The sequence below is a fragment of the Micrococcus sp. genome, from assembly GCF_030523875.1.
GTDB lineage: Bacteria > Actinomycetota > Actinomycetes > Actinomycetales > Micrococcaceae > Micrococcus.
In genome coordinates, this window is record NZ_JAUNHR010000063.1 from 1 (window position 1) to 14,332 (window position 14,332).

General features: G+C 73.8%; 13 protein-coding genes and 1 tRNA gene. 6 read left to right on the top strand and 8 right to left on the bottom strand.

Translation table 11 applies throughout. The features are described from left to right. The 3 genes from sucD to pcrA form a co-directional block, all read right to left on the bottom strand. Positions 1 to 799 (bottom strand): succinate--CoA ligase subunit alpha (gene sucD / locus Q4D18_RS08770; protein WP_303127418.1); only part of this gene is annotated, 799 nt, incomplete at its 3' end. A 28-nt stretch (positions 800 to 827) separates the two neighbouring features. Further along, positions 828 to 1,997, bottom strand: coding sequence for an ADP-forming succinate--CoA ligase subunit beta (gene sucC, locus Q4D18_RS08775; RefSeq protein WP_303127420.1), 1,170 nt, complete (start codon positions 1,995 to 1,997; stop codon positions 828 to 830). A gap of 207 nt (positions 1,998 to 2,204) precedes the next feature. Then, entirely contained in the window at positions 2,205 to 4,802 is a 2,598-nt protein-coding gene (gene pcrA, locus Q4D18_RS08780) for a DNA helicase PcrA (protein ID WP_303127422.1), read from the bottom strand. A gap of 107 nt (positions 4,803 to 4,909) precedes the next feature. On the opposite strand from pcrA, the gene Q4D18_RS08785 reads away from it, so the two are divergent. Both Q4D18_RS08785 and Q4D18_RS08790 read left to right on the top strand, forming a co-directional pair. Next, positions 4,910 to 5,581 (top strand): hypothetical protein, encoded by a 672-nt coding sequence (locus Q4D18_RS08785; protein WP_303127424.1) that lies wholly within the window; start codon positions 4,910 to 4,912, stop codon positions 5,579 to 5,581. A 56-nt stretch (positions 5,582 to 5,637) separates the two neighbouring features. Beyond that, positions 5,638 to 5,711 (top strand) — tRNA-Arg (locus Q4D18_RS08790). Between the two features lie 93 nt (positions 5,712 to 5,804). On the opposite strand, the gene Q4D18_RS08795 is transcribed toward Q4D18_RS08790, so the two are convergent. The 3 genes from Q4D18_RS08795 to Q4D18_RS08805 form a co-directional block, all read right to left on the bottom strand. Beyond that, positions 5,805 to 7,646, bottom strand: a complete 1,842-nt coding sequence (locus Q4D18_RS08795) for an ABC transporter ATP-binding protein (RefSeq protein WP_303127436.1) — start codon at positions 7,644 to 7,646, stop codon at positions 5,805 to 5,807. Between the two features lie 173 nt (positions 7,647 to 7,819). After that, positions 7,820 to 8,314, bottom strand: coding sequence for an HNH endonuclease (locus tag Q4D18_RS08800; RefSeq protein WP_303127425.1), 495 nt, complete (start codon positions 8,312 to 8,314; stop codon positions 7,820 to 7,822). Between the two features lie 168 nt (positions 8,315 to 8,482). Beyond that, complete coding sequence (locus tag Q4D18_RS08805; RefSeq protein ID WP_303127427.1) at positions 8,483 to 9,184, bottom strand: metal-dependent transcriptional regulator; 702 nt, start codon at positions 9,182 to 9,184, stop codon at positions 8,483 to 8,485. 249 nt (positions 9,185 to 9,433) lie between these two features. On the opposite strand from Q4D18_RS08805, the gene serC reads away from it, so the two are divergent. After that, positions 9,434 to 10,570, top strand: a complete 1,137-nt coding sequence (gene serC / locus Q4D18_RS08810; RefSeq protein ID WP_303127429.1) for a phosphoserine transaminase — start codon at positions 9,434 to 9,436, stop codon at positions 10,568 to 10,570. A 54-nt stretch (positions 10,571 to 10,624) separates the two neighbouring features. Here the strand turns inward: serC and Q4D18_RS08815 are convergent, their stop codons facing one another. Then, positions 10,625 to 11,083: a DUF3027 domain-containing protein gene (locus Q4D18_RS08815; protein ID WP_303127430.1), complete on the bottom strand. Its 459-nt coding sequence runs from the start codon at positions 11,081 to 11,083 to the stop codon at positions 10,625 to 10,627. Between the two features lie 4 nt (positions 11,084 to 11,087). Next, on the bottom strand, positions 11,088 to 11,471 hold the full coding sequence (locus Q4D18_RS08820) for a cold-shock protein (protein WP_303127432.1): 384 nt from the start codon (positions 11,469 to 11,471) through the stop codon (positions 11,088 to 11,090). A 216-nt stretch (positions 11,472 to 11,687) separates the two neighbouring features. Here Q4D18_RS08820 and Q4D18_RS08825 point away from each other — a divergent pair, with 216 nt between their 5' ends. The 3 genes from Q4D18_RS08825 to Q4D18_RS08835 all read left to right on the top strand — a co-directional run. Continuing rightward, positions 11,688 to 11,981: a hypothetical protein gene (locus tag Q4D18_RS08825; protein ID WP_303127433.1), complete on the top strand. Its 294-nt coding sequence runs from the start codon at positions 11,688 to 11,690 to the stop codon at positions 11,979 to 11,981. A gap of 64 nt (positions 11,982 to 12,045) precedes the next feature. Continuing rightward, positions 12,046 to 12,753 carry a response regulator transcription factor gene (locus Q4D18_RS08830; RefSeq protein WP_303127434.1) on the top strand — a complete coding sequence of 236 codons (708 nt, stop codon included), beginning with the start codon at positions 12,046 to 12,048 and terminating at the stop codon, positions 12,751 to 12,753. Between the two features lie 103 nt (positions 12,754 to 12,856). Beyond that, a partial coding sequence (locus Q4D18_RS08835; RefSeq protein WP_303127438.1) for a cell wall metabolism sensor histidine kinase WalK occupies positions 12,857 to 14,332 on the top strand: 1,476 nt, incomplete at its 3' end.

Sequence of the window (14,332 nt, forward strand, 5' to 3'; positions counted from 1 at the left end):
AGACGATGGCGCCGGCGTGGCCCATGGTCTTGCCCTCCGGGGCGGTGAAGCCCGCCACGTAGCCGACGACCGGCTTGGTCACGTGGGCCTTGATGAACTCGGCCGCGCGCTCCTCGGCGTCGCCGCCGATCTCGCCGATCATCACGATGGCCTTGGTGTCCGGGTCGGCCTCGAACGCCTCGAGGGCGTCGATGTGGGTGGTGCCGATGACCGGGTCGCCGCCGATGCCGATGGCGGTCGAGAAGCCGAAGTCCTTCAGCTCGAACATCATCTGGTAGGTCAGCGTGCCGGACTTGGACACGAGGCCGATGGGGCCGGAGCCCGTGATGGTGGCCGGGGTGATGCCCGCGAGGGCCTCGCCCGGGGTGATGATGCCGGGGCAGTTCGGGCCGATGATGCGGGTCTTCGGCTTGCCGTCCTCGCCGGTGCGGGCCTGCGACAGGGCGTAGAACTCGGCGGAGTCCTGCACCGGGATGCCCTCGGTGATGACCACGAGCAGCGGGATCTCGGCCTCGATGGCCTCGATCGCGGCGTCCTTGGCGAAGGCCGGCGGCACGAAGGCCACGGACACGTCGGCGCCGGTCTCCTGCATGGCCTCGGCCACGGAGCCGAAGACGGGCAGCTCGACGGCGTTGCCGTCCTTGTCCTCGTGGGACACGGTGGTGCCGGCCTTGCGGGCGTTCACGCCGCCCACGATGTTCGTGCCGGCCTTGAGCATCAGGCGGGTGTGCTTGGTGCCCTCGCCGCCCGTGATGCCCTGGACGATGACCTTGGAGTCCTTGTTCAGGTAGATGGACATGTCAGTCTTCCCTCGTCTTTCCGAAGAATCAGTTGGCGGCGTGGGCGAGCTCGGCGGCCTTGTCGGCGCCCTCGTCCATGCTGGCGGCCAGGGTCACGAGCGGGTGGCCGGCCTCGTTCAGGATGCGACGGCCCTCCTCCACGTTGTTGCCGTCGAGGCGCACCACGAGCGGCTTGGTGGCGGAGTCGCCCAGGATCTCGAGGGCCTTGACGATGCCGTTGGCCACGGCGTCGCACGCGGTGATGCCGCCGAAGACGTTCACGAACACGGACTTGACCTGCTCGTCGCCCAGGATGACGTCCAGGCCGGCGGCCATGACCTCGGCGTTCGCGCCGCCGCCGATGTCGAGGAAGTTGGCGGGCTTGACGCCGCCGTGCTTCTCGCCGGCGTAGGCCACCACGTCGAGGGTGGACATCACGAGGCCGGCGCCGTTGCCGATGATGCCGACCTGGCCGTCGAGCTTGACGTAGTTGAGGTCGTTCTCCTTGGCCTTGGCCTCGAGCGGGTCCTCGGTGGTCTTGTCGGCCAGGGCGGCGTGGCCCTCCTGGCGGAACTCGGCGTTGTCGTCCAGGGAGACCTTGCCGTCGAGGGCGAGGATCTTACCGTCGCCGGTCTTGACCAGCGGGTTCACCTCGACGAGCGTGGCGTCCTCCTTGTCGAACACCTCGCCCAGCTTCACGAGCACGGCGGCGACGTCGGCGCGCAGCTCCTCCGGGAAGCCCGCCTCGGCGACGATCTTCTCGGCGGTGGCCTGGTCCACGCCGTCGACGGCGGACACGGGCACCTTGGCGAGGGCCTCGGGGCGCTCCTCGGCGAGCTGCTCGATCTCCATGCCGCCCTCCACCGAGCACATGGCCAGGTAGGTGCGGTTGGCGCGGTCCAGCAGCACGGAGAAGTAGTACTCCTCGGCGATGTCGGCGCCCTCGGCGATCATGACCTTGTGCACGGTGTGGCCCTTGATGTCCATCCCGAGGATGGCCTTGGCGTGCTCGTAGGCCTCGTCCGCGGTCTTGGCGACCTTGACGCCGCCGGCCTTGCCGCGGCCGCCGACCTTCACCTGCGCCTTGACGACGGTCACACCGCCGATCTTCTCCGCAGCGGCCTTGGCCTCTTCCGGGGTCTCCGCGACGATGCCGGCGAGCACGGGGACGCCGTGCTTCTCGAACAGATCGCGCGCCTGGTACTCATACAGGTCCACGGTGTGTGTCCTTCTTGGTCGAAGACAGTTTCCTGCCGGCACCGCGGGGAGGCCGTGCCGACGCCGGCGCCGCATGTCCGCGGACGGGCCGTGCCGAGGGCAGGGCCGGGCGACGGACGGCGGCGCTCCGAGGGCAACTGTAGACCACGCGGCGGGGCCGTTCCGAGGGTCGGGCGGCCCCGGGGATCCGCCCCCGCGCGGGGGTGCTCAGCCCTCGATCCGGGTCAGCGGCGCGTACCGCAGGAGGAGCCGCTTCTGGGCCCCGGACGCGAGGAACGTCACGGTGGCCACGGTCTTGTCCCCGGCCCCCGCGACGGCGTCCACCCGGCCCTCGCCGAAGGTGGTGTGGGACACCCGGTCACCGGGGCTGAGCGCGGCGATCTCCCGCTGCGGCTGCACCCGCGCGGGCGCCTTCCCGCGGACCACGGAGGACGGCACGGTGAGGTCGGCCGGCTCCTCCCCGCGGGTCAGGCGCGCGGGCCGGTTCCCGCCGGCGACGCCCCCGGCCGCCTGGGAGCCCCACGCCCCGGACATCGAGCCGCGGCGGGCGGAGCCGCCGAACCGGTCCGCGTACCGGGACGTGCCTGCGCCGTTGAGGGACGTCAGCCCGCCGGAGCGGTCCGTGCCCTCGCGCTCCCACTCGATCAGGTCCTCCGGGATCTCCCCCAGGAACTGGCTCGGCGGGTTGAACTGGTGCTGGCCCCACAGCGAGCGGGCCTCGGCGCGGGACAGGTGCAGGCGCTCCCGGGCCCGGGTGAGGCCCACGTACGCCAGGCGGCGCTCCTCCGCCAGCTCCTTCTCGTCCGTCAGGGAGCGCGAGTGCGGGAACACCCCGTGCTCCATGCCGGTGAGGAAGACCACGGGGAACTCGAGGCCCTTGGCGGTGTGCAGGGTCATGAGCGTCACCTGGCCCTGCTGCTCGGCCAGCGTCTCACCCTCCACGTCCGCGGCGGTGGGCAGCTGGTCCGCGTCCGCCACGAGCGCCACCTGCTCGAGGAAGTCGGAGAGGGTGCCGTCCGGCGTCGTGGTCTCGAAGGAGCGCACGACGGCGACCAGCTCGCCCAGGTTGTCCGCGCGGGACTCGTCCTGCAGGTCTTCGGACTCGCGCAGCGCGGCGAGCATGCCGGACTGCTCGAGGACGGCCTCGAGCACGGTGGCGGGGCCGGAGCCCTCGGCCACCTGGGCGAGGTCGTCCATCATCTGCACGAAGCCCCGGACCGCCTTGAGCGAGCGGGTGGCCATGCCGGGGGCGTGCTCGGCGTCGCGCAGTGCGTCGAAGAACGGGATGCGGTTGCGCTCCGCCCACGCGGCCACGGCGCCCTCGGCCCGGTCGCCGATGCCGCGCTTGGGCTCGTTGAGGATGCGCCGGGTGTTGACGTCGTCCGCGGGGTTGACGATCACCCGCAGGTAGGCGAGGGCGTCCTTGATCTCCTTGCGGTCGTAGAACCGGGTGCCGCCGATCACGCGGTAGGGGATGCCGCGGGTGACCAGGCGCTCCTCGAGGGCCCGGGACTGCGCGTTGGTGCGGTAGAACACGGCGACGTCCGCGGGGCGGACGCCCTCCTCGTCCTGGAGCCGGTCGATGGTGGTGGCGATCCACTCGGCCTCCGCGGACTCGTTCTCCGCCGCGTAGCCCACGATCCGCGGCCCGGCGCCCTCAGCCGTCCACAGGTCCTTCTTGCGACGGTCCGGGTTGTTGGCGATCACCGCGTTGGCGGCGTCCAGGATGGTCTGCGTGGAGCGGTAGTTCTGCTCGAGCTTGATGGTGGCCGCGTCCGTGAAGTCCTCCTCGAACTCCACGATGTTGCGGATGTCCGCGCCGCGGAAGGCGTAGATGGACTGGTCCGAGTCGCCCACCACGGTCAGCTCGCCGCCGGCGGTGGCCACGCCCTCGGGCTCCCCGGCCGGGCCGGCCAGCAGGCGGATGAGGCGGTACTGCGCATGGTTGGTGTCCTGGTACTCGTCCACGAGCACGTGACGGAAGCGCCGGCGGTAGCTGTCCAGCACGCGCGGGAACGCCTCGAACATGTGGACGGTCATGCCGATCAGGTCGTCGAAGTCCAGCGCGTTGGCCTGGCGCAGGCGGGCGGTGTACTCGCGGTACACGGCGGCCACGGCCTGCCCCCACGGGTCCGTGGAGGACACCGTGCCGGCGTGCTCGTCCGCGTCCACGAGCTCGTTCTTGAGCGCGCTGATCCGGTTCAGCAGCGCCTTGGGGGCGAAGCGCTTGGGGTCCAGGTCGTTGGCCTTGGCGATCTGCGTGACCAGCCGGAGGCTGTCCGCGGAGTCGTAGATGGTGAACGTGGGCTTCAGCCCGATGCTCGCCGCCTCGTTCCGGAGGATCCGCACCGCCGAGGAGTGGAACGTGGAGATCCACATGCGCCGGGCGGTGTCCCCGATCAGCCCCGCGATGCGCTCGCGCATCTCCGCGGCGGCCTTGTTGGTGAACGTGATGGCCAGGATCTCGTGCGGGCGGGCGCGCCCCGTGGCCAGCAGCCAGGCGATCCGGTGCGTTAGCACGCGCGTCTTGCCGGAGCCGGCACCGGCCACGATCAGCAGCGGCGAGCCGGTGTGCTGCACCGCCGCCGCCTGCTGCGGGTTGAGCCCCTCGACGAGCCCGGCGGGGGTGAGCGGCCGCGGGGCGGGCGCGCCGGCGTCGTCCCCCCAGGCCCCGGCCTCCGGGTCCGCGGCCGCGCGCGTGACCGACGTCGGCACCAGGCCGGGCAGGGCCGTCTCCGGATCCGCGGGGCGGGTCCGGGCGGAGAGGATCGAGTCGCGTCCGAGGGAGGAGAACAGGTCAGCCATGGCCCGGCCAGTCTAGGCGTGGGCCCGGACGCGACAGCGGCGACGATTCCCCTGACGCCGGCTCCGCCTGGGAGGATGGGGGCGAGTCCCCGTCCCAGGAGTCCGAAGTGGCCAAGAACAAGACCAGCAAGCACCGCCGCCCGCAGGCCGGGCCCCCCGCCGGCTCGACGGCGGCCCCCGCCCCCGAGCGCGACCGCGCCACCCTGCGGGACGTCTCGCCGCGGGAGGACCTGAGCGTCGCCGCCGAGCAGGAGGGCAGCCCGGCGATGCTGGTGATCGCCCTGATCGGCACCACCCTGTTCATCGGCGCGTACTACCACCTGCTCGTCCTGCAGCAGATGACGCAGCTCACCGGCGGGCTCGCGATGCCGGACTCGATGCTCCTCTACGGCCGGGACCACGTGGCCGCGCTCGCCGGCGTCATGGACGAGGCCGCGCGCGGACAGCTCAACTGGGTGCACAAGACCGCCGGGGTGATCTTCGCGGTCGCCGTGGCGCTGACGGTGGCCGTCGTCGGGGCCTGGCGGCTGCGCCCGGTCGCGGCGAAGTGGGGCGCGCTCGCGCTCGGGGTGGTGTTCGCCGTCGTGGACATCTGGGAGGGCCTGGCGATCGAGGCGGCCATCGCGGCCGGCGGCGATGGCGCGGGACTGGCCTCCGCGCTGACGCTGATCCGCTGGATCCTGCTGGCCGTGATCACCCTGGCCGTGATCGCGATGCTGCGGCTGGGCCGGCGGCGCCGCCCGCGGGGAGCGGCCGCGCAGGCCCGGGCCGGGCGCTGAGCCGCTCGGCTAGACTCTCCCAACGGACCCCGCGGCGTCTGCCGCGCCGGTCCTGCGCCCCAGTAGCTCAGTTGGATAGAGCGACCCTCTCCTAAAGGGTAGGCCGTCGGTTCGATTCCGGCCTGGGGCACCGTCCAGACCAGTCCCCAGCGCCCGGGCGACATTCCAGCGGTGCTGCACGGCTGGAATGTCGCCGGAGCGCTGGGCGACGGTGTTGCCCCCGTCAGTCCTGCTCCGCGAACTGCGTGGTGTACAGCTCGGCGTACCGGCCGCCGGCGGACAGCAGCTCCGCGTGGGTGCCCCGCTCCACGATCCGCCCGCCCTCGAGCACCAGGATCTCGTCCGCGTCCCGCACGGTGGAGAGCCGGTGCGCGATCACCACGGCGGTGCGCCCGGCCAGGGCCTCCCCCAGCGCCTCCTGGATGGCGCGCTCGTTGGTGGAGTCCAGGGCCGCCGTCGCCTCGTCCAGGACCACGACGCGCGGGGCCGCCAGCAGGAGCCGGGCGATGGTCATGCGCTGACGCTCGCCGCCGGAGAGGCGGTAGCCGCGCTCGCCCACCACGGTGTCCAGCCCGTCCGGCAGGGCCTCCACCACGGGGCGCAGCCGCGCCCGCTCGACGGCGTCCCACACCTCGGCCTCGGACGCGTCGGGCCGGGCCAGCAGCAGGTTGCCCCGCACCGTGTCGTGGAACAGATGCCCGTCCTGGGTCACCATGCCCACCGCGTCCTGCAGGTCCGCGAACGCCATCTCCCGCACGTCCACCCCGCCGAGCTCCACGGCGCCGGAGGAGACGTCGTACAGCCGGGTGACCAGGGAGGCGACGGTGGACTTGCCCGCCCCCGAGGAGCCCACGAGCGCCACCGTGCGCCCGGCCGGGATCTCCACGTCGATCCCGTGCAGCACCTCCTCCCCGCCGCGGGTGTCCAGCACGGCCACCTCCTCGAGTGAGGCCAGGGACACCTCCTGCGCCGTGGGGTAGGCGAACCGCACGTCCCGCAGCCGCACGGAGAGCGGGCCGGCGGGCACCGGCGTCGGGACGGCCGGCTCCTGGATGAGCGGCTCGAGGTCCAGGACCTCGAACACCCGCTCGAAGGACACCAGGGCACTCATGATCTCCACGCGGGCGTTGGCCAGGGAGGTCAGCGGCGCGTAGAGGCGCGTCAGCAGCAGCGCCATGGTGACGACGTCGCCGGCGTCCAGCGTGCCCGCGAGCGCCTGGAGGCCGCCCACCCCGTACACGGCCGCCAGCGCGAGCGCCGAGACCAGGGTGAGCAGGGTGGTGAACGCGGCCTGGCGGACGGAGATGTCCACGCCGGTGGCGCGCACGCGGTCCGCGCGGCGGGCGAACTCGGCGGACTCCGCGTCGGGCTCGCCGAAGAGCTTGATGAGGGTGGCGCCGGGGGCGGAGAAGCGCTCCGTCATCTGGTCCCCCATGGCGGCGTTGTGCCCGGCCCGCTCGCGGGACAGCCCGGCCAGGCGGCCGCCCACCCAGCGGGCGGGGATCAGGAAGAGCGGCAGCAGCACGAGCGCCAGCACGGTGATCTGCCAGCTCGTGGCCAGCATGACGCCGAGGGTCAGGGCCAGGGAGACCACGTTGGCCACCACGCCGGAAAGCGTGCGGGAGATGGCGGACTGGGCGCCGATCACGTCGTTGTTCAGGCGGGAGACCAGGGCGCCGGTGCGGGTGCGCTGGAAGAAGGCCACGGGCATGCGCTGGACGTGGTCGAACACACGGGTGCGCAGGTCGTAGATGACCCGCTCGCCGAGCCCGGCGGACAGCCACTTGGTGAACACGCCCACCGCGGCGTCCGCCACGGCCACGAGCGCGATCAGCAGGGCCAGGCGCACGATCAGCCCCGAGTCCCGGCTGCCGGTGATCGCGTTGACCACGTCCCCGGCCAGCACCGGGGAGGCGACGCCGAGCACGGCCCCCACCACGGAGGCCAGCACGAACACGATGAGCCGCGCCCGGTACTGACCCGCGAACGCGACGGTGCGCCGCACCGTCCCCGGGGCGAGGGCCTGGCCCTCCGCCCCGTCCGTCCCACGCTGCATCCGCATCATGGACATGCGCGCCGCCGACTCCATGCTCATGGGCCCCACCGACCTCTCCGACTCCCGCGCGCGTGCGGGCGGTTCCCGGGCGCGCGGCTGGTCCAGGCTAGCGACGCGCGGATCGCCGGGCGGGCGAGTTCGCCCCGGGCACAGGGGCGGGGCCCACGGGGGCGACGGGCGGCTCAGGCCGCCAGCTGCAGCCAGCCCTCCCATGCCGGGGCGGGGCGCTCGAGGCCGCGCAGGCGCCACTGGACACCGCGCGGCCGGGCGGGGGTCACGCGCAGGCGCCAGCCGAGGGCCTCGAGGGACCGGTCCGCCTTGACCCCGTTGCAGCGCAGGCAGCAGGCCACGAGGTTCTCCCACGTGTCCTGGCCGCCGCGGGAGCGCGGGTGCACGTGGTCCACCGTGGTGGCATGGGCGCCGCAGTAGGCGCAGCGGTGACCGTCGCGCCGCAGGACGCCGGTCCGCGTCACGCCCGCCGCGTCCGACGTCGGGACGCGGACGTAGCGGTGCAGGAGGATGACGAGCGGGCGCCCCCACTCGCGGGTGGGGCTGACGATCGGGTCCCCGCCGGCCTCGAGCACGCGCGCCTTGCCGGCGGCCACGAGCAGCAGCGCCCGGCGGTCGGAGACCACCGAGACGGGTTCGTAGCCGGCGTTCAGGACGAGTGTGCGCATGGCGGGCCTCGCAGGGTGAGGGGCGGTGCTGCTCTGCGCCCCACCGTAGGCCCGGCAACGGGCCCCCGCCGCGTGTCCGGGCGCGGGTGCGCGGGGATGTCACCGGCCCGTCATCGCGGGCTCACGCGCCCGTCACGCCCCGGCCGCCCGGAGCCGGGGACCTGCGGCTCAGGCCCGCTCGACCCACACGTGGCCGGCCGTCTGCTCGGAGAGCTCGAGCGCGCCGTCCCCGGCCCCCTCGGCCTGCACGCGCACATACCCGGACTCGAGGGCGGGACGGACCTGGACCTCGGCCCCCGGCACGATCCCGGCGCGGCCGAGCTCGGCCAGCAGGTCCGGATCGGTCTGCACTCCCTCGGCCAGGCTCCGCACGCGCCAGCGGCCCGGGGACGCGGCCACGCCGGAGAGGACCTCCCCGGGCAGGCCCATCCCCCGGCTCCACTCGTCGGCGGACCGGACCTCGGGCCGCGGCGGGATGGGCGTGCCGTAGGGGGTCTCGGTGGGGTTCTCGAGGATCTCGAGCAGGCGCCGCTCCACCTGGTCGCTCATCACGTGCTCCCAGCGGCAGGCCTCGTCGTGCACGTACGCCCAGTCCAGGCCGATCACGTCCGCGAGCAGGCGCTCGGCCAGGCGGTGCTTGCGCAGCACCGCGACGGCGTGCTCACGGCCCTGCGAGGTCAGGTCGAGCCGACGGTCCGGGCCGACGTGCACCAGCCCGTCGCGCTCCATGCGGGCCACCGTCTGGGAGACCGTGGGTCCGGAGTGCTCCAGGCGCTCCACGATCCGCGCGCGCAGCGGCGTGATCCCCTCCTCCTCGAGCTCGAGGATGGTGCGCAGGTACATCTCGGTGGTGTCGATGAGGTCGGTCACGCGCGGTCCTCCTGGGTCTCCGGCCGGGACGCGGGGCCCGGCGCGCCGCGGTCCCGGACCGGGCCCGCGTGCAGTCGCCGACCATCCTAGGCGGCCGCGTCGGCCGGGCCCGGTCATGTGGAGCCTGCGGCCCGGCGGACGGGCCAGAATGGCCGGACGGTCCGGTCGGCGCCCCCGCGCGGCGTCGCCCGCCGTCCCGGCGCGCCGGCCCTCCGGCCGTCGGGCCCGCCCACCGAGACAGGAGCGCCCATGACCGCGTCCGAGGCCACCCCCGCCGTCACGATCCCCGCCGAGCTGCTGCCGCAGGACGGCCGCTTCGGCGCCGGCCCCTCCAAGGTCCGGCCCGAGCAGCTGCAGGCGCTGCAGGACGCCGCCGGCCTGCTGGGCACCTCCCACCGTCAGAAGCCGGTCAAGGACCTCGTCGCCTCCGTGCGCCGCGGCGTGGCCGAGCTGTTCTCCGCCCCGGAGGGCTACGAGGTGGTCCTCGGCGTGGGCGGGTCCACCGCGTTCTGGGACGCGGCCGCGTTCTCCCTGGTGCGCGCGCGGGCCCAGCACCTTTCCTTCGGCGAGTTCGGCTCGAAGTTCGCGCGCGCCACGGACAGGGCCCCCTTCCTGGAGGCCTCGGACATCCGCACCGCCGAGCCCGGCACGCGCCCCGAGCCGGAGGCCGTGGCCGGCGTCGACGTCTACGCGTGGCCGCACAACGAGACCTCCACCGGCGTGGCGGCGCCCGTGGTCCGCCCCGAGGGGATCGACGAGGACGCCCTCGTGGTGGTGGACGCGACCTCCGCCGCGGGCGGCCTGCCCGTGGACGTGGCCCAGGCGGACGTCTACTACTTCGCCCCGCAGAAGAACTTCGCCTCGGACGGCGGCCTGTGGCTCGCCCTGCTCTCCCCGCGCGCCCTGGCCCGCGTGCAGGAGATCAAGGACTCCGGCCGCTGGATCCCGGAGTTCCTGGACCTGTCCATCGCGGTGGAGAACTCCCTCAAGGACCAGACCTACAACACCCCGGCCCTGGCCACGCTGGTCCTGCTGGACGCCCAGCTGCGCTGGATGCTGGAGAACGGCGGCCTGGAGTTCACCACCGGCCGCACGGCGGAGTCCTCCTCCCGCGTGTACGCGTGGGCCGAGGCCTCGGATGTGGCCACGCCGTACGTGACGCGTCCCGAGGACCGCTCCGCGGTGATCTGCACGGTGGACTTCGACGACGCCGTGGACGCCGCCGCCGTCGCGAAGGCCCTGCGCGCGCACGGCGTGGTGGACGTGGAGCCCTACCGCAAGCTCGGCCGCAACCAGCTGCGCATCGCCACCTTCGCCGCGATCGAGCCGGACGACGTCACCGCCCTGCTGACCTGCATCGACCACGTGATCGGGCAGCTGCGCTGAGCCCGGCGCACGGACGGGGCGGGTCGGCGTGCGCCAGCCCGCCCCGTCCGCGTCTCAGACCTGCTCGGGGACTCGGCCCTCGGCCACGGCGGCCAGGCGCTCGCGCTCCTCGACGCTGACGCGCTCCTCGTAGGGCACCCACGGCGGGGCGACGACGGCGCCCTCCCCCGCCTCCAGGCCCGCCTCGCACACGGTCACGTGCCGGCTGCGCGGGGCGCGGGCCACGGTGGAGTACCAGACCCAGCCCGCGTAGCCGGGCAGGGAGGAGGCGAAGCGGTGGGTCATCAGGCGGTCGTCGTCGGCGGTGGCGCCGAGGTGCTCGCCGACCTGGTCCTCGGCCGCGAGGTCCTCCAGGCCCGCGCGGGCCTCCGCGACGGCGGCGGCGAGCACCTCGTCCCGCTTGGGCGCGCGGCGGCGCCGGGGCGGGGCGGCCGGGGCCGCGGCGGTCTCGACGCCGGCCGTCTCGGCGGCCCGGGTGTCGTCCGGCTGGAGCGCCGGGTCACGGGGGGTCATGGGCTCAGGCCTCCAGGTCGTCGGCCACACGGCGCAGGACGGCGGCGATCTTCTCGGCCTGCGCCCGCTGCGGGTACCGGCCGCGGCGCAGGCCGTTCGAGGTCTGGTCCAGGACCTTGATCAGGTCCTCCATGAGCACGGCCATGCGGTCCGGGGAGGGTCGGTGGTTGCGCACCACGGAGGGCCCGTCCTCGAGCACCTGCACGGACAGGGCCTGCTTGCCGCGGCGTCCCTCGGCCACGCCGAGCTGGACGCGGGTGCCCGAGCGCAGCTCGGTCGTCCCGGCCGGCAGCGCCGAGGAGGGGACGTGCACCTCCTCGCCGTCGTCGGTGTGGGCGAAGCCGAACCCCTTGGCGGAGTCGTAGAACTTGATGCGGCCCGTGGGCATCTGGGCACCTGCCTTCGTCGGTCGGGGCGTCCCGGGACGCGGGCGCAGGCGGTGCGCGGGCGCGCCGTCCGCCGGTCCGTCGCGGGGCGGCCGGGTCCTCGCACCGGTGCGGCCGTGCGCCGCGGCATCGGTGGGACCGTCGGCCGCGCGCCTCGCTGCGGGCGGCGGGGGACGAGAGTCACTGATCCTCCAGGATAGCCGCACTACAGTGGGACGGTGCCCTCCGACCAGCCCGCCCCGCAGCCCCGCCCCGCCTCCGACGCCCCGTCCGGCGCCCCCGGTCGGAACGCCGCCCCCACCCCCGCCCTCCGGGCGATGCTGGTGGTCGGCGTGCTCGTCACGGCGGTCTCCGGGCTCGCGCTGATCGGCGCGCTGGCGTTCTACTTCGCGGGCGCCGCCCCTGCCTTCCTGCCGGCCCTCTACGCGCTGAGCCTGTTCGGACTCCCGCTGGGGTTCACGCTGATGGTGCTGTACATGGTGGTCTCGGCCGTGCGGCGCTCCCGCGTCTGACCCCCCTCCCACCCTGTCAGCCCACGTCCAGCAGACGTTCAGGTCCGGCGGCCACACTGGGCCCATGCAGTCCAAGAACCCCGAAGCCCGGCTCCTCGTGGTGGACGACGAGCCCAACATCCGCGAGCTCCTGTCCACCTCCCTGCGCTTCGCCGGGTTCGAGGTCCGCGCGGCGGCCAACGGCCGCGAGGCCCTCGACGCCGCGGAGGAGTTCCAGCCCGACCTCGCCGTCCTGGACGTCATGCTCCCGGACATGGACGGGTTCACCGTCACGCGCCGCCTGCGCGCCGCGGGCCGCCACTTCCCCGTGGTGTTCCTGACCGCGCGGGACGGCACCGAGGACAAGGTCACCGGCCTGACCGTGGGCGGGGACGACTACGTCACCAAGCCCTTCTCCCTGGACGAGGTGGTGGCGCGCATCCGCGCCGTGCTGCGCCGCACGGCGTCGCTCGAGGACGACTCGGCGGTGCTGCGCGTGGACGACCTGGAGCTGGACGACGACGCCCACGAGGTCCGCCGCGGCGGCGAGGTGGTGGAGCTGTCCCCCACGGAGTTCAAGCTGCTGCGCTACCTGATGATGAACCCCAACCGCGTGCTCTCCAAGGCCCAGATCCTGGACCACGTGTGGGAGTACGACTTCAACGGGGACGCCTCGATCGTGGAGTCCTACATCTCCTACCTGCGGCGCAAGATCGACGTCGGGGGCCGGGACAGGATGATCCACACCAAGCGCGGCGTCGGCTACCTGCTCCGGACCGCCGACAAGCGCTGAGGTGGAGGAGGGCCTGCGCCGGGCGGCGGACCGGGTCCGCCACCCCCGCACGTGGTGGCGGACGTGGTGGGGCGCCCGGCCGCTGCGCACGAAGCTCGTCGTGATGATCACGGCGCTGATGATGATCCTCGTGGCCGTCATCGCCCTCGTCACCGCGGTCCTCTTCCGCACCGAGCTCGTCCGCCAGCTGGACGAGGACATGGAGACCAACAAGGACGTCGTCTCCGTGTACCTGACGTCCATGGTCCAGACGGGCGGCTACTACTCGCCCCAGCACTCCATCCTGCGCTTCTACGGGGTCGTGTGGGACACCGACGGCGACCCCGTGGTGAGCACCCCGCTGCTGCCCGGCTCCGACGGGCCGGCCCTGTCCGGGATGAGCACCGCCGAGGTGGACGCCCGCGGCTCCGGCTCGTTCGAGGTGCCCGGCACCCAGCCCGGCTCCGACGGGTGGCGCGTGCAGCTCTACCACCTGCGCAGCGGCGAGGGCTCGATGGCCATCGCGCTGCCGCTGCACAGCGTGACCACCTCCGTCAGCCGCGTGGTGAGCCTGGTGGTGAGCATCGGGCTGATCGGCACGGCGGTGTCCGTCGTCATCGCGAACCTGCTGGTGGAGCGGGCCTTCCGCACCCTGGACCGCGTGGAGCGGACCACGGCCAAGATCGCGGCGGGGGACCTGACCCAGCGCGTGGCCACGGCCCCGCCGAGCACCGAGGTCGGCCGGCTCTCCCGCTCCGTGAACGCGATGCTCGCGCACATCGAGTCCGCGTTCCGGGACAAGGAGGTCTCCGAGGACAAGATGCGGCGGTTCGTCCAGGACGCCTCGCACGAGCTGCGCACCCCGCTCGTGACCATCCGCGGGTTCTCGGAGCTGTACCGGCACGGCGGGATCACCGAGCCGGAGGACGTGGCCGCGGCCATGGGCCGGATCGAGTCCGAGGCCGGGCGCATGCACCGCCTCGTGGAGGACCTGCTCACCCTGGCCCGCCTGGACGAGCAGCGCCCCCTGGACCACGCCCCCGTCGACCTGCTGGTGCTCGGCATGGACTCCATGATGGACGCCTCGGTCAACGCGCCCGGGCGGCGGGTCACCCTGGTGGGCCTGGACGGCGGCCCGGCCTCCTCCGCGCCCCTGATGGGCGACGAGAACCGCATCCGGCAGGTGGTGGTCAACCTCATGACCAACGCCCTGCGCTACACGCCGGAGGGCACCCCGATCGAGGTGGCCGTGGGCACGCGCGACCTGCTGACGGGCATGGACGCCGCCGGGAGCCGGCAGTCCGTGATCGAGGTGCGGGACCACGGCGCAGGGGTGTCCGAGGAGGACGCGGAGCGCATCTTCGAGCGGTTCTACCGCGCCGACGCCTCCCGCCACCGCGAGACCGGCGGCACGGGCCTGGGGCTGGCGATCGTCGCGGCGATCGTCGCCCAGCACGGCGGGTCCGTGCGCCTGCTGGAGACCGACGGCGGCGGGGCCACCTTCTCGGTCGCGCTCCCCTGGGTCCCCCTCGACGAGGACGACGAGGCTGACGAGGACGCCGAGGGGAGCCGGGCCGTCGAGGCCGCCGGGACGCTCGAG